Origin of the sequence: Kitasatospora sp. NPDC048722 (assembly GCF_040650235.1) — a bacterium.
Classification (GTDB): domain Bacteria; phylum Actinomycetota; class Actinomycetes; order Streptomycetales; family Streptomycetaceae; genus Kitasatospora.
On record NZ_JBEZGX010000077.1, the window covers coordinates 1 to 22,232 of the forward strand.

Annotated in this window: 25 protein-coding genes; 18 read left to right on the forward strand and 7 right to left on the reverse strand. The window is 74.6% G+C overall.

The window, feature by feature from the left end:
• Positions 1-612: 612 nt before the first annotated feature.
• Positions 613-1,002: a transcriptional regulator gene (locus tag AB0C76_RS36460; RefSeq protein ID WP_359973982.1), complete on the reverse strand. Its 390-nt coding sequence runs from the start codon at positions 1,000-1,002 to the stop codon at positions 613-615.
• A gap of 420 nt (positions 1,003-1,422) precedes the next feature.
• Positions 1,423-2,379 carry a bacterial transcriptional activator domain-containing protein gene (locus AB0C76_RS36465; RefSeq protein ID WP_359973984.1) on the reverse strand — a complete coding sequence of 319 codons (957 nt, stop codon included), beginning with the start codon at positions 2,377-2,379 and terminating at the stop codon, positions 1,423-1,425.
• A gap of 691 nt (positions 2,380-3,070) precedes the next feature.
• Between AB0C76_RS36465 and AB0C76_RS36470 the strand changes: the two genes are divergently transcribed.
• The 9 genes from AB0C76_RS36470 (at position 3,071) to AB0C76_RS36510 (ending at position 12,374) form a co-directional block, all read left to right on the forward strand.
• A complete protein-coding gene (locus AB0C76_RS36470) occupies positions 3,071-4,279 on the forward strand; it encodes an aminotransferase class I/II-fold pyridoxal phosphate-dependent enzyme (RefSeq protein ID WP_359973986.1) in 1,209 nt (402 codons plus the stop codon).
• A gap of 34 nt (positions 4,280-4,313) precedes the next feature.
• Positions 4,314-5,600, forward strand: coding sequence for a beta-ketoacyl-[acyl-carrier-protein] synthase family protein (locus tag AB0C76_RS36475; protein ID WP_359973988.1), 1,287 nt, complete (start codon positions 4,314-4,316; stop codon positions 5,598-5,600).
• Positions 5,597-6,460, forward strand: coding sequence for a MaoC family dehydratase (locus AB0C76_RS36480; protein WP_359973990.1), 864 nt, complete (start codon positions 5,597-5,599; stop codon positions 6,458-6,460). Before AB0C76_RS36475 ends, AB0C76_RS36480 begins: the two co-directional genes overlap by 4 nt.
• Positions 6,461-6,466: 6 nt before the next feature.
• Positions 6,467-8,035 (forward strand): AMP-binding protein, encoded by a 1,569-nt coding sequence (locus AB0C76_RS36485; protein WP_359973991.1) that lies wholly within the window; start codon positions 6,467-6,469, stop codon positions 8,033-8,035.
• A gap of 211 nt (positions 8,036-8,246) precedes the next feature.
• Positions 8,247-8,522, forward strand: a complete 276-nt coding sequence (locus AB0C76_RS36490) for an acyl carrier protein (RefSeq protein ID WP_359973993.1) — start codon at positions 8,247-8,249, stop codon at positions 8,520-8,522.
• Between the two features lie 5 nt (positions 8,523-8,527).
• Positions 8,528-9,655, forward strand: coding sequence for a hypothetical protein (locus AB0C76_RS36495; protein ID WP_359973995.1), 1,128 nt, complete (start codon positions 8,528-8,530; stop codon positions 9,653-9,655).
• Positions 9,648-10,634, forward strand: coding sequence for a tryptophan synthase subunit alpha (gene trpA, locus AB0C76_RS36500; protein ID WP_359973997.1), 987 nt, complete (start codon positions 9,648-9,650; stop codon positions 10,632-10,634). Before AB0C76_RS36495 ends, trpA begins: the two co-directional genes overlap by 8 nt.
• On the forward strand, positions 10,628-11,002 hold the full coding sequence (locus AB0C76_RS36505) for an ectoine synthase (RefSeq protein ID WP_359973999.1): 375 nt from the start codon (positions 10,628-10,630) through the stop codon (positions 11,000-11,002). Before trpA ends, AB0C76_RS36505 begins: the two co-directional genes overlap by 7 nt.
• Positions 11,003-11,228: 226 nt before the next feature.
• The gene (locus AB0C76_RS36510) at positions 11,229-12,374 is read left to right on the forward strand and encodes an acyl-CoA dehydrogenase family protein (protein ID WP_359974001.1); all 1,146 of its coding nucleotides are present in this window, start codon (positions 11,229-11,231) and stop codon (positions 12,372-12,374) included.
• Positions 12,375-12,411: 37 nt separating this feature from the next.
• Here the strand turns inward: AB0C76_RS36510 and AB0C76_RS36515 are convergent, their stop codons facing one another.
• Positions 12,412-13,623 carry a transposase gene (locus AB0C76_RS36515; protein WP_359974003.1) on the reverse strand — a complete coding sequence of 404 codons (1,212 nt, stop codon included), beginning with the start codon at positions 13,621-13,623 and terminating at the stop codon, positions 12,412-12,414.
• A gap of 143 nt (positions 13,624-13,766) precedes the next feature.
• Here AB0C76_RS36515 and AB0C76_RS36520 point away from each other — a divergent pair, with 143 nt between their 5' ends.
• The 3 genes from AB0C76_RS36520 to AB0C76_RS36530 are packed head-to-tail and all read left to right on the forward strand — an operon-like array spanning position 13,767 to position 16,365.
• On the forward strand, positions 13,767-14,609 hold the full coding sequence (locus tag AB0C76_RS36520) for an N-(5'-phosphoribosyl)anthranilate isomerase (protein ID WP_359974005.1): 843 nt from the start codon (positions 13,767-13,769) through the stop codon (positions 14,607-14,609).
• A complete protein-coding gene (locus AB0C76_RS36525; protein ID WP_359974007.1) occupies positions 14,606-15,397 on the forward strand; it encodes an indole-3-glycerol-phosphate synthase in 792 nt (263 codons plus the stop codon). Before AB0C76_RS36520 ends, AB0C76_RS36525 begins: the two co-directional genes overlap by 4 nt.
• Entirely contained in the window at positions 15,394-16,365 is a 972-nt protein-coding gene (locus tag AB0C76_RS36530; RefSeq protein ID WP_359974009.1) for an alpha/beta fold hydrolase, read from the forward strand. Before AB0C76_RS36525 ends, AB0C76_RS36530 begins: the two co-directional genes overlap by 4 nt.
• Before the next feature lie 91 nt (positions 16,366-16,456).
• On the opposite strand, the gene AB0C76_RS36535 is transcribed toward AB0C76_RS36530, so the two are convergent.
• Positions 16,457-17,161, reverse strand: coding sequence for a DUF4386 domain-containing protein (locus AB0C76_RS36535; protein ID WP_359974011.1), 705 nt, complete (start codon positions 17,159-17,161; stop codon positions 16,457-16,459).
• Positions 17,162-17,297: 136 nt separating this feature from the next.
• Here AB0C76_RS36535 and AB0C76_RS36540 point away from each other — a divergent pair, with 136 nt between their 5' ends.
• Positions 17,298-17,999, forward strand: coding sequence for a TetR/AcrR family transcriptional regulator C-terminal domain-containing protein (locus AB0C76_RS36540; RefSeq protein WP_359974013.1), 702 nt, complete (start codon positions 17,298-17,300; stop codon positions 17,997-17,999).
• A 106-nt stretch (positions 18,000-18,105) separates the two neighbouring features.
• Here the strand turns inward: AB0C76_RS36540 and AB0C76_RS36545 are convergent, their stop codons facing one another.
• From AB0C76_RS36545 to AB0C76_RS36555, 3 genes are read right to left on the reverse strand one after another with little or no spacing between them, the layout of a single operon-like run.
• Positions 18,106-18,525, reverse strand: a complete 420-nt coding sequence (locus AB0C76_RS36545) for an NUDIX hydrolase (RefSeq protein WP_359974015.1) — start codon at positions 18,523-18,525, stop codon at positions 18,106-18,108.
• Between the two features lie 5 nt (positions 18,526-18,530).
• Complete coding sequence (locus AB0C76_RS36550) at positions 18,531-18,788, reverse strand: hypothetical protein (RefSeq protein ID WP_359974017.1); 258 nt, start codon at positions 18,786-18,788, stop codon at positions 18,531-18,533.
• Entirely contained in the window at positions 18,788-18,982 is a 195-nt protein-coding gene (locus AB0C76_RS36555) for a hypothetical protein (RefSeq protein WP_359974019.1), read from the reverse strand. The genes AB0C76_RS36550 and AB0C76_RS36555 overlap by 1 nt, the downstream gene beginning before the upstream one ends.
• Positions 18,983-19,103: 121 nt before the next feature.
• Here AB0C76_RS36555 and AB0C76_RS36560 point away from each other — a divergent pair, with 121 nt between their 5' ends.
• The 5 genes from AB0C76_RS36560 to AB0C76_RS36580 all read left to right on the forward strand — a co-directional run bounded on the left by AB0C76_RS36560 (position 19,104) and on the right by AB0C76_RS36580 (position 22,230).
• Positions 19,104-19,943, forward strand: a complete 840-nt coding sequence (locus tag AB0C76_RS36560) for a helix-turn-helix transcriptional regulator (RefSeq protein ID WP_359974021.1) — start codon at positions 19,104-19,106, stop codon at positions 19,941-19,943.
• The gene (locus AB0C76_RS36565) at positions 19,928-20,137 is read left to right on the forward strand and encodes a DUF397 domain-containing protein (RefSeq protein ID WP_359974023.1); all 210 of its coding nucleotides are present in this window, start codon (positions 19,928-19,930) and stop codon (positions 20,135-20,137) included. Before AB0C76_RS36560 ends, AB0C76_RS36565 begins: the two co-directional genes overlap by 16 nt.
• The gene (locus tag AB0C76_RS36570; RefSeq protein WP_359974050.1) at positions 20,086-20,622 is read left to right on the forward strand and encodes a DUF5959 family protein; all 537 of its coding nucleotides are present in this window, start codon (positions 20,086-20,088) and stop codon (positions 20,620-20,622) included. Before AB0C76_RS36565 ends, AB0C76_RS36570 begins: the two co-directional genes overlap by 52 nt.
• 88 nt (positions 20,623-20,710) lie before the next feature.
• On the forward strand, positions 20,711-21,259 hold the full coding sequence (locus tag AB0C76_RS36575; protein WP_359974024.1) for a hypothetical protein: 549 nt from the start codon (positions 20,711-20,713) through the stop codon (positions 21,257-21,259).
• A gap of 350 nt (positions 21,260-21,609) precedes the next feature.
• Entirely contained in the window at positions 21,610-22,230 is a 621-nt protein-coding gene (locus AB0C76_RS36580) for a maleylpyruvate isomerase family mycothiol-dependent enzyme (protein ID WP_359974026.1), read from the forward strand.
• Positions 22,231-22,232 lie beyond the last annotated feature (2 nt).

Here is a 22,232-nt window from a genome sequence, read left to right on the forward strand (position 1 = left end):
CCGCCCCGACGAGGTCGCCTGGCTGCTCAAGGACCTCTCCGCCGTCCCGCTCGAAGCCCCCACCGAGGAGCGCGAGGAGGCCGTCCAGCACGGCGACGGCGTTGGCGGCCCGGTGCGGTGCGGGCCGGTGCGGTGCGGGCCGTCGTGTGACGGGGCGTCCGGGAAAGGGGCGCGGCGCGGGCGGCGACGGGCAAGGGCTCGCGGGTGATCGTCGTCGGCGGGACCGTTGCCGCCGGACGGTGGCACCGGCGGACGAGCCGGGTCCGGCGTTCGTGGTGGCGCATGCGGGCGGCGACGGGCAGCGCCTGGCGGTGCGGGGGTGCTCGCCGGTGTCCGCGTCGAGCGGTGGGACCCGGTGCGCGGCAGCCTCGTCGGCCACCTGGGGACCTGACACCGCCCGGGCGGGCACCGGGGCGTCCGGCGGACGGTGTGTCACCACCGCGCGGGGGTGCCGGGGTGCTGCGCCGCCGCGCCGGGTGCCCCGGCCGACGCCCGCCCGGCGTCAACAAGCCCGGGGCGTCGCCGGGTTCGCCGCCGGGTGGGCCGTGCGCGGCCGACCGTCCCCCGCTCCCCGCCGCCGGCCCGGCACGCGGCGGCGGGGCGGGGCCGGGGTCAGCGGGGCCGGGCCGCCTCGCGTGCCGGGTGGACCGGGCGGCCGGGGCCCGGGGCGGTCTCGGCGTGGGCGGCGGCGACGACCGCGGTGAGCAGGCCGGGGAAGCGGTGTTCGAGTTCCTCGGCGCGCAGGGCGTTCATCTTGGTGGTGCCCACGTAGTACTGGCGCAGCAGGCCGGCCTGGCGCAGGACGTTGAAGTGGTGGGTGGAGGTGGAACGGGAGACGGGCAGATCGAAGGAGCCGCAGCTGAGGTCAGCGTCCTCGCGGGCCAGCCGGCAGACCACCGATCTGCGGGCGGGGTCCGCCAGCGCCTCCAGTACCTGCTGGACGCTCAGGTCCTCCACGCCCGGGTGCTCGATCACCCGCGCCGTAGCGCGCGTCCGTCCCACACCCACCACCCCTTCCCAAGATCCAGGCCCCCGTCCGTTCGGTTTGTCGTCGTGAACCGCCGCGCGCGGTGCGCGACTTCGGGTCATGACGCTACTACGCCCACCCTCCCGCACGAGGCCCGCCCGCCCACCGCAACCGGCCCGCAACACGCCGGGGACATCCCCGGCGAAGAACCCGCGGAGAACCCGCGAAGAACCGGGCACGGACACGCAGAGGCGGGGCGGGAAAGGGAGGGACGGGGAGGAAAGCAGGGGGAGGCGGGGGAGGAAAGGACGAGAGGACGAGAGGACGAGAGGAAGGAGCGGGGAGAAAGGGGCGGGGAGGAAGGGGCCCGCCCCCGGGGCCCACCCCCCCGGGAGCCCCCGGGGCCCCCGGGAGCCCCCGGGGCCCGCCCCCCGGGTGCCCCCGGGGGCGGGCTGTCAGGCGGCGCGCACCGGGGGCCCGGACCTGCTCCAGCGCCCCGGCGGCAGGGGCTCGAAGATCCCCATCAGCACCGGGTCCACCGCGGGCACCACGGGCACCACGGGCACCGCGGGAACCGGGTCCACCGCGGGCACGGCGGGAACCGCGGGCGCGGCGCCCGGCGCGGCGGCCGGGGCCGGGAGGGGCGCGTCGGCGGCCGGGGCGGGGGAGCGCAGCAGCGACAGGTACATGTCCTGGGACTCGGGGCCCGGGTCGATGCCCAGCTCCTCCGCGAGGACCTGGCGCAGCTGCTGGTAGCAGCGCAGCGCCTCGGCCCGGTTGCCGGCCGCGGCCAGCGCGGCCATCCGGCAGCGGTAGGCGCTCTCGCGGAACGGGGCACGGCGCACCGCCTCCTCCGCCCAGCGCAGCGCGTGGTGCTCCTCGCCCAGCGCGGAGGCCGACAGGCTCGCCGTCTCCAGGGCGCAGATACGCAGTTCCTCGACGTGGTCGCGCACCCCGCACGCCCACTCGCCGTCGTGGTCGGGCAGGAAGGAACCGCGCAGGTTCGCGATCGCCCCGGCCGCCAGCTGCTGCGCCACCGGGTAGGCGCCGGCGCCGAACGCCTCGCCGGCCTCGCCGACCGCGCTCGCCGCCACCTCCACGTCCACCGCCGCGTCCGCCGGCAGGCGCAGCACGTAGCGCCCGCCCTGGGAGACCAGCGGCGTCGCCCCCGGCCCCTGACCCGGGGCGGCGACGAACGCCCGCACCCGGGAGACCACGCTGCGCAGCGCCGAGGCCCACGTGTCGGGCAGGCCGTCGGGCCACACGGTGTCGGCCAGCGCGTCGCGCCCGGTGCCGGCGAAGCGCTCCAGCACCAGACGGGCGAAGGCCACCTGTGCCTGGGCGCCGGACAGGTGCTGCGGGGCGGCGCCGTCGTGTTCGACGGTCACCAGGCCGGTCAGGCGGATCAGCATGACGGCGCCCCCGATCTGCCCGACGCACCGTCGTCCCGCAAGCCGTTCAACATAGCTCCAACCCCCTTGAGCCGCGGCGCGGCCCGCGGGCGGCGGTGCCGGGCCGCGGGCCCTGGAAAGAAACCCGGACCGGAAAAATGCACGCCGACCAGCCGTTCGGTTTTTTCGTTCCGGCGGATTTCGACCATACATTCGGCGGCTTGCACGGTGTCAACACCGGTCGGTGAAACATACCCGCCGGCCGGTCCATGCGTCGTAGGCGCAGGGTTTCCGCACGTCAGAGCGTTACCGCAGGCCGGGAACCGGGCTGTTGCGGCCGCCTTGCGCTTCCTGCCGTAGAAATGTAGCCATCCTTGAGCACCCCGCGTGGACACTTCGAGAAAACCCGCACCCGAAAACCCGGCACCGGGAAACCCCGCCCCCCGGGAAAGCCCGTACAGGGGAAAAGGGGAGCACCGGTCCCGGCAAAGCACCCCCGGGAACACGGCACCCCCGCACCCCCGCACCACGGCACCCGCACCCCCGGGAACACGGCACCCCCGCACCACGGCACCCGCACCCCCGCACCCCCGCACCACGGCACCCGCACCCCCGCACCCCCGCACTCCCGGGTCCGGCACCCCGCCGCCCCCCGGCCGGTTTCCCCCGCCGCCCGTCCCCGCATCCCCCTTGCCCGTGAGGAGTGAGCAGTATGGCCACCGCAGCATGGCAGCGCCTTCAGCCGAAGCTGGACCAGACGCTGGAGCGCGTCGGCGCGCTGGAGTTCGACGCCTCGCGCCGCAACAGCTTCGTCGCCTACACGATGGAACGCGACAGCGCCTACTGCGACCTGGACGGCGAGCGGCTGCTCATGATGTCCGGGTACAGCTACCTCGGACTGGCCGGCGACGAGCGGGTGGTGGCCGCGGCCAAGGCCGCCGTCGACGTCTACGGCACCGGCAACCACGGCGTACGCGCCCTGGCCGGCACGATCCCGCTGCACGAGGAACTGGAGGCGGAGGTCGCCCGCTTCGCCGGCCGCGAGCGGGCGCTGGTCTTCGGCTCCGGCTACGCGGCGAACGTCGGCACCGTCGGCGCCCTGGTCGGCCAGGGCGACACCGTCCTGATCGACAAGTACGACCACGCCAGCATCGTCGACGGCTGCCGCCTGTCGGGCGCCACCGTGACGCGCTTTCGCCACAACGACGTCGAGCACCTGGAGCGCCGCCTGAAGGCCGCCTCCACCACCGGGGTGCGCCTGGTGATCGTCGACAGCGTCTACTCCATGGACGGCGACATCGCCCCGCTGCCGGCACTGCGCGAGGTCTGCGACCGCCACGGCGCCCTCCTGATGGTCGACGAGGCCCACGCCCTGGGCGTGATCGGCGCGAGCGGCGGCGGCATCGAGGAGCACTTCGGCCACCGCTACCGCGTCGACGTCAAGCTCGGCACCCTCTCCAAGGCCATCCCCTCCATGGGCGGCTGGGTCGCCGGCAGCGCCGACCTGATCGGCCACCTGCGCTACGCCGCCCGCCCGTTCCTGTTCTCCGCGGCCCTGGGCCCCGCACAGAGCGGCGCCGCGCTGGAGTCCCTGCGGATCCTGCGCCGCGAGCCCGAGCGCGTCACCCACACCCAGATCCAGGCCGAACGCCTGCGCTCACGCCTGAACGCGGCGGGCATCCGCACCATGGACAGCCGAACCGCCGTCATCCCGGTCATCGCCGGCTCCGACGACGCCGCCTACGACTACGCCACCGCCTGCCGCAAGGCCGGGGTGATCGGCCTGCCGGTGGTCACCCCCGCGGTGCCCAACGACCTGGCCCGGCTGCGGATCGCCGTCACCGCCCGCCACAGCGCCGCCGACATCGACTTCGCCGCCGACGCGTTCCTGACCGCCGCCGCCCAGACCGGCCTCATCTGACCCGCGCCGCCCGGCCGAAGGGAGGACGACCCGCATGCCCGCCCCCACACCACCACCCCACCCGCACTCCCCGCACCCCCCGGGACCGCACCGGCCCCCACGGCCCGAGATCGCGGTCACCGGCCTGGGCGTCATCAGCCCCGCCGGCCACAGCCCCCAGGAGTTCTGGCAGGCCGTCAGCCAGGGACGCCCCACCGCACGCGCCCTCACCGACCCGGCCCTGGCCCGCCACCGGGTACGCCTGGGCTGCCCCGTCACCGACCTGCCGCACGACCAGGCCCTGCCCGCCAAGGACGCCCGCCGCCTGGACCCCTTCGCCCACTACGCCACCCTGGCCGCCCTCGCCGCCCACCGCGACGCCGGCTCCCCCCACCCCGGGCCCGGACGCTCGGCCATCGTGGTCGGCAACGCGGTGGGCGGACGCACCACCAGCGACCGCGAGTCCGCCGCCTACACCCAGCACGGCCCGCTCAGGGTCTCGCCGCTGATGCCGCTGATCACCATGCCCAACGCCGCCGCCGCCCAGATCGCCATGCGCCTGTCCTGGAACGGCCCGGCCCTGACGATCGCCACCACCTGCGCCTCCGGCGCGGACGCCATCGGCCACGGCGCGATGCTCCTGGCCACCGGCCGCGCCGACGTCGTGATCGCCGGCGGCTGCGAGGCCACCCTGACCCCCGTCACCCTCGCCGCGTTCGGCAACCTCGGCGCCCACTCCCAGCGCAACACCGACCCCGCCCGCGCCTCCCGCCCCTTCGACACCCACCGCGACGGCTTCGTCATGGGAGAAGGCGCCGGCTTCCTGGTCCTGGAACGCCTGGACGACGCCCGCGCCCGCGCCCGCACCCCCTACGCCCTGCTGGCCGGCTACGGCTCCAGCGCCGACGCCTACCACCTGGCCAACCCCCGCCCCGACGGCGCCGGCGCCACCGCCGCCATGCGCGCCGCCCTCACCGACGCCGGCCTCGGCCCCGCCGACATCGCACACGTCAACGCCCACGGCACCTCCACGATCCACAACGACCGCGCCGAAGCCGCCGCCCTGCGCACCGTCTTCGGCCCCCACGCGGTGCCCGTCACCTCCACCAAGGGCGTCATCGGCCACCTGATCGGCGCCGCCGGCGCCGTCGAACTGATCGCCGCGATCCAGGCCATGAACAACCGCCTGGTCCCGCCCACCGCCAACCACGAAACCACCGAAGCGGGCCTGGACATCGACGTCGTCCACGACCGCCCCCGCCCGATCCGCCCCGGCGCGGCCCTGTCCAACTCCTTCGGATTCGGCGGCCACAACTCGACCCTGGTGGTGACCCCCGCATGACCACGACCCCCGCCCCGACCCCGGCTGCCCCCGCCCCGGCCCCGGCCCCGGCGTTCCGCACCCGCGTGCCCGTCACCGCCGCCGCCCTGAACGCCTACCGCACCGCCGCCCGCACCGGCCTCACCCCCGCCACCACCCAGGCCGCCTGCCCCACCCACCCCTTCGTCCTCGCCCACACCCTCGCCCAGCACACCGTGGCCGCCCTCACCACCGGCGAGGACACCTTCACCGGCGTCGTCCACCTCGCCCAGGAGATCCGCACCCACCACCCGCTGCTCCCCGGCACCGACACCGACATCGAGGTCACCGTCACCGCCGCCCGCCGCGAGGCGCGCGGCACCCGCATCGCCCTCACCACCCGCCTCACCACCCCCCACGGCACCCCGATCGCCGACCTCACCACCGCCGCCCTCCTCCTCGGCGCCACCCGCACCACCCCCCACGGCACCCTTCCCCCCACCACCCACCCCGGCACCACCCCCGACACCGAACCCCACACCCTCACCCACACCCTGACCCCCGCCGACATCCACGCCTACGCCCACGCCGCCGGCGACCTCAACCCCATCCACCTCGACGACCACGCCGCCCGCGCCGCAGGCTTCCCCGCCACCATCGCCCACGGCATGCACCTGCTCGCCCTGGCCGCCGAAGAGATCACCGACCGCCACGCCGACGGCGACCCCACCCGCATCACCGCCCTCGGCGCCCGCTTCGCCGCCCCCACCACCCCGCACACCCCGCTGCGCCTGACCCTGCACCCCCACGACCGGGGCACCGTCGTGCGCTTCACCCTCGCCACCGCCACCACCACCGCCGTCAAGGCCGGCTGGGCGACCCTCGCCCCGGCGGGGGAGTGACCCGCCATGACCACCCCCGACCCCGCCCCCGCCCCGGCCGCCCCCGCCGTTCACGCCCCGGTGCCGCCGCTGTCACTGCCCGACGCGTTCACCGCCCACGCCCGCCGCCGCCCCGACGCCACCGCCCTGCTCTGGCACGACCACGCCGTCACCTACCGCGAACTCGCCCACCTCACCCAGCGCGAACGCCGGCGCCTGAACGCCCTGGACCTGGCCCCCGGCGAACCCGTGGCCCTGCACGCCACCAAATCCCCCCAGGCCATCGCCCTCGTCCTGGCCTGCCTCACCGAACGCCGCCCCTTCCTGCTGCCCTCCCCCCAGCTCGCCCCCGCCCTGCTCGCCGCCCTCCACACCCAGGCCGGCGCCCGCCACCTGCTCACCCCCGCCGGCCAGAACCCGCCCGCCCTGCCCACCACCACCCACCCCGGCGTGCCCACCCTCGCCGCCGGCACCTCCTTCATGCTCACCACCTCCGGCTCCACCGACCTGCCCAAGATCGTCCCCCTCGCCCAGAGCGCCGTCGACCGCTTCACCACCTGGGCCCACGACACCTTCGACCTCGGCCCCGGCCGCGTCGTCGCCAACTACGCCCCCCTCAACTTCGACCTGTGCCTGCTCGACGTCTGGGCCACCCTCGCCGCCGGCGGCACCGTCCTGCTCCTGGACCCCGCCCACGCCCTGTCCGCCCGCCACCTCCTCACCCAGCTCACCCGCCACCGCCCCCACGTCCTGCAGGCCGTCCCCCTGTGCTACGCCCTGCTCACCCAGGCCGCCGCCCAGAGCGGGGCCCGGGCCCCGGGCACCGCCACGGTGCTGGACAGCGTCGAGCACGCCGCGTTCACCGGCGACGCGATCGACGCCCGCACCCTGGCCGCGCTGCCCGCCCTGCTGCCCGCCGCGCGCCTGTACAACATCTACGGCTGCACCGAGACCAACGACAGCTTCCTGCACGAACTCGACGCCCTGGACGCCACCGCCGCCCTGCCGGTGCCCATCGGCACCCCGCTGCCCGGCGTGCGCACCCTGCTCGCCGCCCCCGACGGCACCCCCGTGACCGGCCCGGGCAGCGGCGAACTGTACGTCTCCACGCCCTTCCAGGCCGCCGGCTACCTCGACCGCTCCCGCGACGCGGGCCGCTTCACCACCCAGCCCGACGGCGCCGGAGAGGGCCGGCGCTGGTTCCGCACCGGCGACCTGGCCGTGCGCGACGACCAGGGCCGCCTGCACCTGACCGGACGCGCCGACTTCCAGGTCAAGGTCCGCGGGGTCGCCGTCAACACCGCCGAGGTCGAGCGCGTCCTGCTCGCCCACCCCGAGGTCCGCGAGGCCGCCGTCGCCGCCGAAAGCGACCCGCTGACCGGCAAGCGCCTGCACGCCGCCGTCCACCGCACCCCCGGCTCCGCCCTCAACACCCTCACCCTGCGCGAACACCTGGCCGCCAACCTGCCACGCGCCGCCGTACCCGAACGCCTGGCCATCCACGACACCCCGCTGCCCAAGACCCCCACCGGCAAGGTCGACCGCAAGGCCGTCCTCGCCGGCGCCGGCCCGGACACCACCCGCCCCGCGCTCTGACCACCCCGCCCGCCGCCCCGCTCCCCGCCGCCCGGTTCCCGAAAGTCCCGCTCCCCGCCGCCCGGTTCCCCGCCGCCCGGTTCCCGAAAGTCCCGCTCCCCGCCGCCCGGTTCCCCGCCGCCCGGTTCCCGAAAGTCCTGTTCCCCGCCGTCCTGTTCCCGAAAGTCCTGTTTCCGGAAGTCCTGAACCTTTCAAGGGAGTTGCGACCATCATGAGCAACATCGCGCAGATCAAGAAGTTCCTGATCGAGGAGTTCCTGCCCGACATCACCCCCGAGCAGCTCGCCGACGACCACGACCTGCTCACCGACGGCGTCATCGACAGCCTCGGCGTCCTGAAGCTGATCGCCTGGGTCGAGGACCACTTCGCCCTGCCGGTCGACGACACCGACCTCGACCCGAACAACTTCCGCTCCGTGCAGGCGATCGACGCCTTCATCGCCCAGCGCCGCGCGCTCGCCGCCACCGCCACCGTCGCCGGCGGCTGAGCCCCGTGCACCCGGCCCTCACCGACCTGATCGCCGCCCGGCCCGTCCACCTGGACACCTGGCGCTCGTGGTGGGACCGGCTGGACGCCTCCGCCCAGGGCCCGGCCCGCGACAGCGACCGGGCCCAGGCGGCGGCCCTGCTGGCCAGCCTCGCCACCCGCCTGCCCGACACCGCCACCCTCGCCGCCCTCACCACCTCCCTCACCGAACGCAGCCCCGACCCCGGCCCCGCCCACCCGGGCAGCGCCAACATCGTCGGCACCGGCGGCGGACCGGCCACCTTCAACCTCTCCACCGCCGCCGCCCTGACCGCAGCCAGCATGGGCGTACCCGTCGTCAAGACCGGCTCGCGCGCCTACACCAGCACGGCCGGCTCCATCGACCTGCTGGAACGCCTGGGCATCACCCTCACCTCCTCCCACACCGAAACCGCCGACCACCTGGCCCGCCACAACATCGCCTTCGCCGGCCCGCACGTCTACCCGCCGGCCCTCACCCGCCTGGCCCGCCTGCTCCACCCGCTCACCCTCAAGCCCTTCGGCCGCTTCCTCAACGCGCTCGGCCCCTTCCTGGCCACCGCCCCCGTCACCGCCCAGCTCACCGGCGTCTGCGCCACCGCCCCCCTCACCGCCCTGCGCGACCTCACCACCCACACCAGCACGCAGGACAGCGGACGCCAGGTATGGCTGGCCCACAACACCGAAGGCGCCGACGAACTGCTGCCCTTCGCCGACAACACCCTCCACACCCCCCACACCACCATCCACCTGCCCGCCGGATCCCTCGCCCCCGACACCGGCACCCTCGCCGACCTCGCCCCCCACCCCGGCGACCTGACCGGCCACTTCCTCGACGCCCTCGCCGGCCGCGCCGGCCGCACCGCCACCCACACCATCGCCCTCAACGCCGCCGCCCTCGCGATCGCCTCCGGACGCCACACCCACTGGCCCACCGCCCACACCGCCGCCCTCGACGCCCTCGCCGACGGCGCCCCCCACGCCCTGGCCCTGCGCCTGCGCACCCCCCGCACGACGGCCACCGCACTCCGCACGACGGCACCGCCCGCTGCGCCCAGAGCGGTCGAGACCACCGGCGGCACGGCGGCGGGGGAGAAGGCGGTGGCCGGTGTCTGAACACCTGTCCCCGCCCGAGCGCCCGTTCCCGCCCGAGCGCCCGTTCCTGCCCGAGCGCCCGTTCCTGCCCGAGCGCCCCGACGGGCGCCCCGCGCTCGCGGTGTTCCTCAACGCCGGCGACCCGCCCGCCCCGCTGGCCGAGACCGCCCGCATGCTCGACGACGAAGGCGTCGAAGTCCTCGAACTCGCCGTCCCCTTCCCCAACTCGCCCACCGACGGCCCCGTCATCCGCCGCTCCGCCGCCCGAGCCCTGGCCGCCGGCACCACCCTGGACACCGTCCTGGCCGAACTCGCCGACCTCGTCCCGCAGCTCAAACGCCTGAAGATCGCGCTGCTCGCCGACTGGTCCCACAGCCTGCGCCGACCGGACCCCGGACAGACCGCACGGGCGATCGCCGCCGCCGGCGCCCACGCCCTGCTCGTCCACGCCCTGCCCCCGCGCCGGCGCCCCGCCTGGCAGCAGGCCTGCCACGCCGCCGGCCTGCCCCAGGTCGCCACCTGCTACGCCACCTCCGGCCCCGGCGTCCTCACCGAGGCCGCCCGCACCGCCCACGGCGCCTACGTGTACCTGGTCGCCCACTACGGACGCTCGGGCACCGCACCCGCCGCCGGCCACCGCACCCTGAAGGCCACCGTCGCCGCCCTGAACCGGGCCGCCCCCGCCACCCCCGTCGCCATCGGCTTCGGCGTGCGCAGCGCCGCCGACCTGGAGGCCGTCGCGGCCACCGGCGCCCGCGCGGCCGTCGTCGGCTCCGCCGCCGTCGAACGCATCGAGGCCGCCCTGAACGCCGGCACCGACCCCCTCGCGGCGCTGCGCGCCTTCCTCCGTGAACTCCGCCCGCCCCACCCCCCGCGGGCGGGCGGACCCACCCGCACCACCAGCACCACCACCAGCACCACCACCGGCACCACCGGCACCACCACCGGCACCGCCGTCACCCTCACCACCGCCACCAGAGAGGCAGAACCCGCATGCTGATCCGCGACCTTGACGACGTGAAGACCGTCGAGTGGGGCAACGGCCTGTCCCGCCGCTTCCTTGTGGAGAGCGACGGCCTCGGCTACAGCCTCACCGACACCATCGTCAACGCCGGCACCAAGTCCCGCCTGGAGTACCGCAACCACCTGGAAGCCTGCTACTGCATCGCCGGCTCCGGCGAGGTCGTCGACATGGACGGCAACGCCCACCCCATCACCCCCGGGCGCCTGTACGCCCTGGACGAGCACGACGCCCACTACCTGGTCGCCTCCCCCCACGAGGACATGCGCCTGGTGTGCGTCTTCTCCCCGGCCCTGCGCGGCGACGAGGTCCACCAGCTCGACGCCCACAACTCCTCCGCCTACTAGAACGGTGCCGGCGCCACCGGGGCCGGCCGAGGCGAGCCGGAGCCGGCCCCGGGCCCGGCGGACGGGCCACACCCGTCACCCGGGCCCCGCCCGCCACACCATTCAAGCCCGCCGCACCAATCAAGCCCGTCAAGCGAGTCAAGCCACTGAACGCCGGTGCGCCCCGCGCCGGTTGGACACCCGGGCCCCCGGTGAGCGGCGGGCCCGGGAGGAAGGCGGCACCACCGTGATCCGCTGGAACGCCGACCAGGACGCCCTGCGCGAGGCACTGGCCCGCTTCGGCGACGACCTGAGCGCCGGCCACATCGAAGGCGACGAGCAGGCCGCCTTCTCCCACGACAAATGGCGCCTGATCCAGAAGACCGGGATCCTGTCCCTGCCCTTCGACGAGGCCCACGGCGGTCTCGGGCAGTCCCTGCTGACCACCATGTACGTCCTGGAGGGCCTGGGGCAGCACTGCCGCGACGGCGGCCTCAACTTCTGCGTCACCACCTCCATGGCCTCCACCGGCGTGCCCCTGCAGGCCTTCGGCTCGCCCGCCCTCAAGGAGGCCTACCTGCCGCGCATCGCCTCCGGGGAGGCGATCGGCGCGCACGCCATCACCGAGTCCGAGGGCGGCTCGGACGCCATGCGGATGCGCACCCGCGCGGTGCGCGACGGCGACCACTTCGTCCTCACCGGCGCCAAGACCTTCGTCTCCAACGGCCCCGTCGCCGACGTCATCGTCGTCTACGCCCGCACCCACCCCCAGGGCGGCGCCCTGGGCGTGACCGCCTTCCTCCTGGACCGCGGCATGCCGGGCCTGAGCACCGGCAACCCGATCAAGAAGATGGGCCTGCGCACCTCCCCGCTCTCCGAGGTCCACCTCGACGACGTGCGCGTGCCCGCGGACCGGGTCCTCGGGCGCGTGGGCGGCGGCTTCCTCGTCCTGGACCACGTCATGAAGCGCGAGATCCTCTACTCCTTCATCGTCAACACCGGCGAGATGCAGCACCGCCTGGCCCGCTGCCTGGACTACGCCAAGACCCGGATGTCCTTCGGCAGGCCCATCGGCTCCTACCAGTCGGTCGCCAACAAGATCGTCGACACCAAGATCCGCCTGGAGACCGCCCGCAAGTGGCTCTACGACACCGCCCAGCGCCTGGAGGCCGGCGAGAACGTCACCGTCGACATGGCCATCGCCAAGCTGCTGACCAGCGAGTCCAACCTCGCCACCTCGCTGGCCGCCGTCCAGGTCTTCGGCGGCAACGGCTACATGTCGGAGTACGGGCTGGAGAAGGACGTGCGCAACGCCGTCGCCGGCACCATCTACTCCGGCAGCAACGAGATCCAGTACAACCGCATCGCCGCCATGCTCGGACTCGGCAATTGACATCCTCCCCGCCCTGAAAGGGACGGGGATTCCTGGCTCACGCTGCCGCAACGTCCAACGGACGGTGCGGGCTTCCACGATCAGCACCAGCCGGGATGAGACCAGCCCGGACGAGCATCACGCGGGCGGAGTTCTTGTCCCTGGGGGAGGAGACTCCGCACGCGGTGCACGTATACGTTCTCTCGGAAAGAGGTAGGCGGTGCTTGGCTCTCACACCGCAGTGCGCACAGTCCATCGTGGTGTGCGCGGGGTTGATCAGGTGCACGACGCGGCCGTGCTTGCGTCCCATCTCGATCAGGGCCGTCTTCGTCGCGCCGATCGCGGCGTCAGCGGCCTTACGGGCCATGGTGGTCCCGGCGAGGAACTTCGGACGGAAGTCCTCGACGGCGAGCACGTCATGATCCCGGACAACAGCCTTGGCCCACTTGCGGCCTGTGTCCTGCCGCTGCCGGGCAACCTTCTTGTGGAGCTTCGAGGCCTGCCACTGCGCCTTGCGGTAGCCCTTCGACTGCGGCTTGCCCTTGGGCCGGCGACGCCGCGCCATCTGCCGTTGGTAGCGGGCGAGACGCTGCGCGGCTGTCCGGCCGTGCTCGGCGTGGGGAAGGTCGTGGGTGTCGCTGGTGGTGGTCGCGGTCTCCTTCACGCCCCAGTCGATTCCGATCACGCGACCCGTGGCGGGCAGCGGCTCGGTGGACACGGCGACGACGAACGAGGCGTACCAGTGGCCGAGGCCGTCCTGGTACACACGCACCGAGGACGGGTCGGCCGGAAGGTCGCGGGACCACACGACCGTCAGCACGATCCCACCCGCCAGATGCAGCCGGCCGTCCTTGAGCCGGAATCCACGCCTGGTGTAGTTCAGCGTCGGCAATGCCTCACGCTTCCTCTTCGGCTGCGGCATCCCCGCACGCTGCTTCACCGGCAGCCGGGCCTCGATGTCCTTGAGCGCCTTCGCGCGGGACGTGGCGAAGCCCCGGATGATCTGCTGCTGCGGAACCGACGCACCTTCACGCAGCCACGCCATCGCGGTGCGCGCCTCGGTCAGCATCTTGTCCAGCCGGGCCGGTCCGCAGCCGTCCGGGTCCTTCTCGCGGTGGGCCTTGCGGGAGCGGGCGACGCACTCGTTCCAGATCCAGCGGCACCGCGACCACTCGCCCTCAAGCACAGCGAGCGCGGTGGACGACACACGCAGCCGGTAGGTGTACCGGGCATGCCCGCCACCCTCAGCGGCTACCGCGTCCGTCGTCACGATCGAAACCTAACAGCCGGTACTGACAACGGAAGAGAGCGCAGGTCAGAACACATGCGCAGAGCGTTCCGCCGCTTCGCGGCCCCAGGCCGGGGACCCATTCCTCCCCGGCCTGAAGGCCGGGGCGTTCTGGGAGAAATCCGGTGAACGCCCCGCCCTCCGTACCCGCCCAGCCCTCCTCGGCCGCGGCGGGGTTCGGCCGCACCCCGCCGGCGGGCTCTTCACCCGCGTTCGGCTCCACCGCGCCCCCGGGTGCGGCGCGCCGCCCGGCGCCGCGGCACCTGAAGGTGTGCGGGGCGCGCACCACGGCCGACGTCGCGCTGCTGGCCGCCGCCGGCCCCACCCTGGTGGGCCTGTGGCACGGCGTGCCCGGGGGACCGGCCGACCTGAGCGCCGCGCGCCTGACCCGTCTGGCCGCCGCCGCCCACGACCGGGGCCTGGAACCGGTCCTGGTCACCTTCCTCGACGACGCCGCCGCCCTGGCGGACCTGGCCGGCCGTGCCCGGGTGCGCTGGATCCAGCTCCACGCCTACCAGTCGCCCGCCGTCGTCGCCGACCTGCGCCGGCGCCTGCCCGGCGCCGTCCTGGTCAAGGTCCTGCACCTGGCCCGCGGCCGCTGCCTGGAACGCCCCTTCATCGGGGCCTTCGAACGCGCCGGATGCGACCTGTTCCTCCTGGACACCATCACCGACGACGGCCGCGTCGGCTCCACCGGCCACCCCCTGCGGCCCGCCGACGTCCACGCCCTGCTGCCGCGCCTGACCATCCCCTTCCTCCTCGCCGGGGGCCTGAACGCCGGAAACCGCCCCGCCTACGCCACCGTCACCGAACACCCCCTGTACGCGGGCGCCGACATCGACACCGCCGCCCGCGACGGCGCCGGCCGCTTCACCCGCGAGGCCCTCACCGCCCTGGCCCGCGCCTGGCACCCCGCCACCTTGCCGTCGCCGCTCCCGCTCCCGTCTGCCGAGGACCCCCGACCATGACCGCCCCCATGACCGCCCCCCTGACCGCCCCCGTGACCGCTGCCCCGTCCCTGCCCCCCGCCGCGCCCGCCGCCGGCCCCGCGTCCGCCTCCACCCGTTTCCTGGACGCGCTGCTCGCCGCCGACCGCCCCCTGGTCATGGAGATCAAGCTCCGCGACCCCCACGGCGCCGACCTGCTCGGCCCGCGCACCGTCACCGACCTCGTCACCCGCTACGAACAGGCCGGCGCCCCCTGCCTGTCGGTGGTCACCGGCCGATGGTTCGGCGGCACCCCCCGCCTGCTGCGCGAGGTCACCGCCACCACCTCCCTGCCCGTCCTGCAGAAGGACTTCCTCACCCGTCCCGCCCAGCTGGAGGCCGCCGCCGCCCTCGGCGCCTCGGCCGTCCTGCTGACCGCCGCCCTGCTGCCCGCCGCCTCCCTGCGCCGCCTGATCACCGCCGCCCTCGGCCTCGGCCTCACCCCCTTCGTCGAGATCACCGAGGAAGCCGAACTCGACCGCCTCACCCGCCCCGAGGCGTGCGTGATCGCCGTCAACAACAAGGACATCCGCCGCCGCGAACGCGACACGGGCGACCTCACCCGCTCCCTGCGCCTGCTGCCCGCCCTGCGAGCGTGCGGCACCCGCGCCCCCGTCTCCGCCTCCGCCATCACCGACCCGGCCGACGCCGCCCGCCTCCTGGACGCCGGCTACGCGGGCCTGCTGATCGGCACCTCCCTCATGCGTCAGGGCGACCCGGGCACCTGGACCGCCCGACTCGACGCCGCCCGCCGGGCGGTGACCGCATGAGGCACACCCCCGCCCCGAGCCCCCTGGTGCGCTCACTGGTCCTGGACGCCGGCGGCATCCCCGTCTCCGCGCTGGTCGCCGAACCCCCCGCACCCGCCGGACCCGCCGCCTCACCCGCCGGACCCGCCGGCGCACCCGCCGGACCCGCCGGCGCACCCGCCGCACCGGCCGGTGCGCCCAAGGCCCTGCTGCTGGCCATCCACGGACGCGGCATGCGCGCCGCCTACTTCGCCGGCCCCGCCCACCACGAGACCGACCTGCTCACCCTGGGCGCCCACCTCGGCTACACCGTGCTCGCCCCCGACCGCCCCGGCCACGGCGCCTCCGCCCGCCGCCTGCCCCACGGCCAGCTCATCGCCGACCAGGCCGCCACCCTGCACGCCGCCCTCACCGACTACGCCCGCGCCCACCCCGTCGGCGCCGGCGTCCAGCTCCTCGCCCACTCCTTCGGCGGCAAGATCGCCCTCCAGCTCGCGGCCCACTGGCCCGACGACCCCGGCCTGCCCCTGCTCGGCGTCGACATCTCCGGCCTCGCCCAGCACTACGCCCCCGGCGCGTGGGAGCGTCCCGACGACCTCGCCGGCGGCGGACGCCTCAACTGGGGCCCCCTGCACCTGTACCCGCCCGGCACCTTCCACGCCGCCCGCACCCTGCTCACCCCCGTCCCCGCCCTCGAATCCCGCGAACTGGCCACCTGGCCCACCCGCTACGCCGCCCTGGCCGCCCGCGTCCGCGTCCCCGTCCGCCTGACCCTCGCCGACCACGAGACCTGGTGGCGCCTGGACCCGCCCGCCCGCACCGCCCTCACCCGGGCCTTCCCCGAAGGCCTGGCCCACCTCACCACCGCCCACGGCGCCGGCCACAACCTGTCCCTGGGCCATGCCGCCCGCCCCTACCACCTGCGCGCCCTCGCCTTCACCGACGACTGCCTCACCCGCACCCCGCGTCCGGCCCTCGCCGCCGCCTGACCCCGGCCGGCGGGCCGCGAAGCCCGCGCCGGCCCGACGTCACATCACGTCACATCACGTCACGTCACATCGCGTCACGGGCCGGCGCCGCTCAGGCGGCGGCGACCGCGCCGGCGGCGCCGGTCCCGGCGGCGGGCGGCTCGAACCCCCGGGTGAGGAGCCGCACGGCCAGGGCCAGCTCCCAGGCGAACACCGGCAGCGCCGTGAGCGCCCCCGCCCCGGAGAGCTGCGGGTAGAGGCCGAACAGCTCGGCGACGGCGGAGGCGAAGATCAGCGGGCCGCCGACCAGCCCCAGCACCGCGACGGAGCGCGGCACCAGCCGCGAGCGGTACAGCAGATACGCCACCACCGCCGTGTCGGCCCCGCAGACGAAGTCCGGCCCGAGCAGGAACGTCTCGTCGTGGACCGCGACCAGCGCCCGGCCCGCGGTCAGGAGCGAGGCCTGATCCGCCCCCGGCCCGGGATGCCGGCGCAGCGCCACCACCGCGAGCAGGCTCACGATGCCGACGGTGATGACGGCGGCCTCCAGCGTGCGCAGGCCGACGTAGCCGGCGGCCAGGCCCTCGCCGTGCCGCCGCACGACGGGGTACAGCGCGACCGCGGTGGCGACGATCGCGAGGGCGAGGACCACCTCCAGCAGGGCGCCCAGCAGCACCCGGGTGTCCGCGCCCGGGCCCGTGACGTACCCGGCGTCGTGCAGCACCGGCCCGTACAGGACGAGCGCGCCGATCGAGGTGACGTGGGTGACGAGGTAACAGACGCCCGCCGCTGTCGCGAGCCTTCTCGGTGAAGCCACCGGAACTCCTTGGGTGATGGGCGCTGCGCCCGCATGGGTGTACGGCGTACACCTCTGCCCGTGACGGTAGGGTGTACCGCGTACACCCGTCAAGGAGGAACCGGCGACGGCCGGCCGAACCGGAGGCGCCCGCCCGATGGCCCCGCAGACACCACCGCCGCGCCGCACCCCCCTCAACCGCGACCGCGTGCTGCACGCCGCCGTCGCGCTCGCCGACCGCTCCGGCCACGAGGCGCTGAGCATGCGCGGCCTCGCCCAGGACCTGGGCGTCGTGCCGATGGCGCTCTACAAACACGTCGCCAACAAGGAGCAACTCCTCGACGGCATGGTGGACGTGATCGTCGGCGAGATCGAACCCCCGGCCGCCGGCGCGCACTGGAAGAACGCGGTCCGCGGCCGCATCCTGTCGGCACGGCGGGCACTGCTGCGCCACCCCTGGGCCTCGCGCGTCATGGAGTCCCGGCCCGCCCCGACCCCCGGGGTGCTCGGCTACCTGGACTCGGTCATCGGCGCCTTCCGGGCCGGCGGCCTGTCCGCGGACCTCACCCACCACGCGATGCACGCCCTGGGCAGCCGCGTGTGGGGCTTCACCCAGGACCTGTTCCCGGCCCCGCCGGACGACGCCGACGCCGGGGAGCCCGCCGGCCTGCCCGGGGAGATGGCCGCCCGGTACCCGCACATCGCCTCCATCGCCGCCATCGCGGCGTCCCGGCCGCACGACGGCGACTCGGTGGTGGGCGGGGGCTGTGACGACCAGTTCGAGTTCGAGTTCGCCCTGGACCTGCTGCTGGACGGCATCGAACGCCTGCACCGGCAGGGCTGGACGTCCGCCGGCTGACCCCGGGCGGCCCCGGCCCGGGCGGCCCCGCCCCGGCCGGCCCCTCACCGGCCGGCTCCTGCGCGGCCGCCCGGGCCGGGCCCCCGCGGCGCCCGTCCCCGGTCGGTCAGTCGGCGCGCTGGCCGTGCAGGAGCAGCGGCACGGCCCGCCCGGCGAGCGCCTCCGTGACGCGGGCGGCCTGGGCCGGGGCCATGACCTGCCCGATCCGCCGCACGGGCACGAAACGCGCGCCGGCGGGCCGGCCGCCGGTGACACCGCCGTCGAAGACGAGGCCCAGGTGCTCCGGGTAGCGCTCGGCGCAGGTGAAGTCGACGGCCAGGACGTGCGTGAGACGCCGGGCGAGACCGGTCTGCGCGAGCAGGTGACGGGCGGCGGCCTCGTGCGGCGCCTCGTCGGGCCGGGCGGCGCCGCCGGGCAGGACCAGCCCGTCCAGGTGGTCGGGGTCGACGAGCAGGACGTCCCCGCGCACGTTGCGCACGAGGACGAGGCAGCCGAGCCGGCACACGGGAAGTCGGGGGTCGGGCACGGAAGTCACCGTCCCTCTTCGGCGGCGGTGAGGTGCTCGTAGTGCAGGCCCTTGCGCAACAGCTCGACGATGCGCAGGACTTCGGCGGTGCGGGCGGCACCGAGGGAGATCAGGTAGCAGCCGGTACGGCGCCCGAAGTCCCAGTCCACCTCCAGGGACGGCAACTTCGCCCCTCCGAGCGCGAGGACGGCCGCCAGGTCGTCGGCCACCAGGGCGGCCTCGCGCCGCTGTTCGGCCGTCGCGCGGTCCAGGATCGGCCCCATCACCCACCGGTCCTGCGGTGCACCTCGAAGAGGCGCCACGCCGAGAACGCGGCGCAAAACGAGTGGAAGGCGGCGAGTTCACCGGTCGAGCCGCTGCGCAGCCACTCCCCGGTGACCTCGTTGCGCACCCGGTAGCACCGGGCACCGGGGTCCCAGCGGACCCCGTAGCCGTGGAGTCTGGACGACGACACCATGATGGCGAGAACCCTCCGCAATCGAGTTTTCACTTTCCGTGCCCATGGTGGCGCGAGGGGCCCTAGCATCGGAAGCGAACTGCGACTTGCCGTGGGGCAGGCCGAGAGTTTGGGGACCGCCATGAACAAGAAGACCATCGACCCGACGTCATCCCCCTGGGCTCCGTTCGGGATCCAACTGCGCAGGTCACGCGAGGCCGCCGGCCTCAAACAGCACCAGCTGGCGCGACTGTGCGAGTGCTCCTCCTCCCACCTGTCCTTCATCGAACTTGCGCGCCGCCCTCCGAGCCGCAAGCTCGCCGAACTCGCCGACAAGGCGCTCGACACCGGCGGCACGCTCATGCTGCTGTGGTGGTCGATGAAGAACTCCGCCTTCCTGGAGGGCTTCACGGAATACGCCGGCTACGAGGCCATCGCCGATGAGATCCGGATCTTCGAGATCGACGTCGTCCCGGGGCTCGTACAGACCCGGGCGTACACGACCGCGATCGAGAAGGGATACGCCCGACAGGGCGGAGCAACCCCCGAACAGGCCGACGAACACATCGCATTCCGCCTCGCCCGGCAGCAGGTCCTGGACCGGACGCCACCGGCGCTCCTGCACACGGTTCTCGACGAGAGCTGTCTGCGCAGGATCATCGGAGGACGCGACGTCATGGTCGAACAATTGCTCCACCTGGAACGGTTGGCCGAACGATCCAACGTGATCATCCAGGTGGCACCGTACTCCCTGGGTGAGAACCGGCCTTTCACCCGCTCGGTGCACCTCCTTACCATGCCCAACCGCAAAGTTCTCGCCTATGGCGAAGCCGAACAGCGCGGCTACATCGACCGTGACATCCAGTCGGTTGCCAAGCTGGCCAAGGGCTACGATCGGCTTGCGGTCGAGGCCCTTGGCCAGGCCGAATCGCTGGCTTTCATCCGTGCGGCAAGGAGGGACATGGAGTGGATGTCGAACTGACCGGCGCTTCCTGGCGGAAGAGTTCGTACAGCGGCGGAAACGGCGGTACATGCATCGAGGTCGCCGACGGCTTCACCGGCGTCATGCCCGTGCGCGACTCCAAGGACCCCCAGGGCCCGGCCCTGGTGTTCTCCTCCTCCGCCTGGCAGTCGTTCGTCACCGCCGTCCGCACCGGCGAGTTCGACGTCCGGTAGCACCACCCGCACCCGGCGCCGCCGGCCCGCCCCCGGGGCGGCGGCGCCCTGCCGTCCCACACACCAGGAATACGAGGAACAGACGTGGCCCGGGGCAGCACGGCGGTGGAACCGGCCCACCTCGCCGACGGCCAGAACAGCGTCGTCATCACCGTCTCCGGCCGGCACGACACGGCGAACTCGACGCCGAGGTCACCGTCACCAGCACCTTCTGCAACGGCCGCCTCCCGCTGCGCCTGAGCCCCGGCGACCTGGACGACTGGGCGGACGCCCTGGAGGACCTCGCCGAAGGCCGTGACGCCTGCTGGATGACCGACCTGCGCAACCCCGAGATCAACGTCGAGTTCGGCACCCGGTTCGCCGTCCCGCTGATCACCGTGGAGGACGTCCAGGGCTCCGGTACCGCCATGGCCGTCCCCGTCGACCTCCCGCCCACCTGGGTCGACGACCACCGCATCCGCCTCGGTCACGTCCGCACCCTGTAGCCGCCCCGGGGAGCGCCCGGTGGCCGGCACGAGCGATGGTGTGGAACCCGCTTGCCCCGGCCGTGCAGCCGGTCGACGATGGGTGCCCGTGAGCGCTGTCCAGATCGCGGGCTGTTCCGGCGCCGGGAAGTCCACGGTCGCCGCCGTGCTGGCCCGTCGAGGCCTGGTGTCCATCGACGCCGACGCCGACCCGTTGCTCGCCCGGTTCGTCGATCCCGGCGGCGCCGTGGTGGCACAACAGCCGACGGAGCCCGACCTGGCCTGGCTCGCCCGGCACAGCTGGGCGTGGGATCCGGCCCGCCTGGACGAACTGATCCGGGCCGCCGGGCCGGCGACGCTGTACGTCTGCGGCGGTGCGGACAACCAGCAGGACATCGCCGACCGCTTCACCCGGGTGTTCCTGCTGGAGATCGACGAGCCCACGATGCCGGCACGACTGGATGCGCGCCAGGACCACCACGACTGGGGCCGCATCGGGGACACGCGCGAGTACCTGCGCCGCAAACTGCCGGTACTGCAGGATCACCTGCGCTCATCGGGCGCGATCGTCGTCGACGCCACACGGCCCCCCGACCAGGTGGTGGACGCGATCCTCCGCCGCACGCCGCCGACACCGCCGCGGCCCCGGCCGAGCTGAGGCGCCGACCCGAGCCGACCCCGAAGCGGACGACCGCTTGCGAACCGCCCTTCGGGAGAGCCGGGCCGCCACTCCTGCGAGTTCGCCTCCGCGGACGGCGTGACCGTCCTCTGCGCGGAGGATCTGCTGAACCCGAACACGCCTCGTCGATGTCCCGGCCGAGCGCAGTCATCCCGGGCCCGCGATCCGACAGGGACCGGATCTCTCAAGGCCCCTGCCGCAGCGGGAAGTCGACGGAGCCGGCTTCCCGCTCCACGCCACCCCGCCCTATACATACAGGCTGCATGTATGTATCGTCGTCGACGAGAGCGCGGCCACCAACGGCCGCCGCACACCAGGGGGTTGACGGCATGACGGGAACGGACAGGACGCAGGTCGTGGCGGGGCTCGACGCCGAGTTCGGGCGCTTCGCCGACCTGCTCGACGCTCTGCAGGACGGCGACGGGGACACGGCCACGCGCTGCGCCGGATGGCAGGTGCGCGACGTCGCCGCGCACGTCACCGCCAACGCCCTCGACTCCGCCGACGGCACCATCGGCACCCGCACCCCCGACGACCAGGCCCGCGCCCTGCGCGACACCCCGCCCCGCGAACTCGCCGGCCTCCTGCGCGAGGCCACCGCCCGCCTCGCCACCTCCCTCGCCCGCCTCGACGACCGCGTCTGGCACAGCGTCAATCCCCGCTACGGGCGCACCGTCGCCAACGGCGTCCTGACCCTGTGGTACGACGCGTTCGTCCACGCCGACGACATCCGCACCGCCCTCGGCCACCCCCGCCCCACCGACAACCCCGGCCTCGCCGCCAGCGAGACCTGGCTGCGCGCCGAACTCCAGCGCCTCGGCCGCCCCCGGGCCGCCACCGCCACCGCACCCGCCGCCGACCCGATGGCCTTCGTCCTCGCCGCCTCCGGCCGCCTGGACCCCGCCCTCCTCGGCCTCGACCACGACGTCAACGTGTACTCCGTACGATGAGG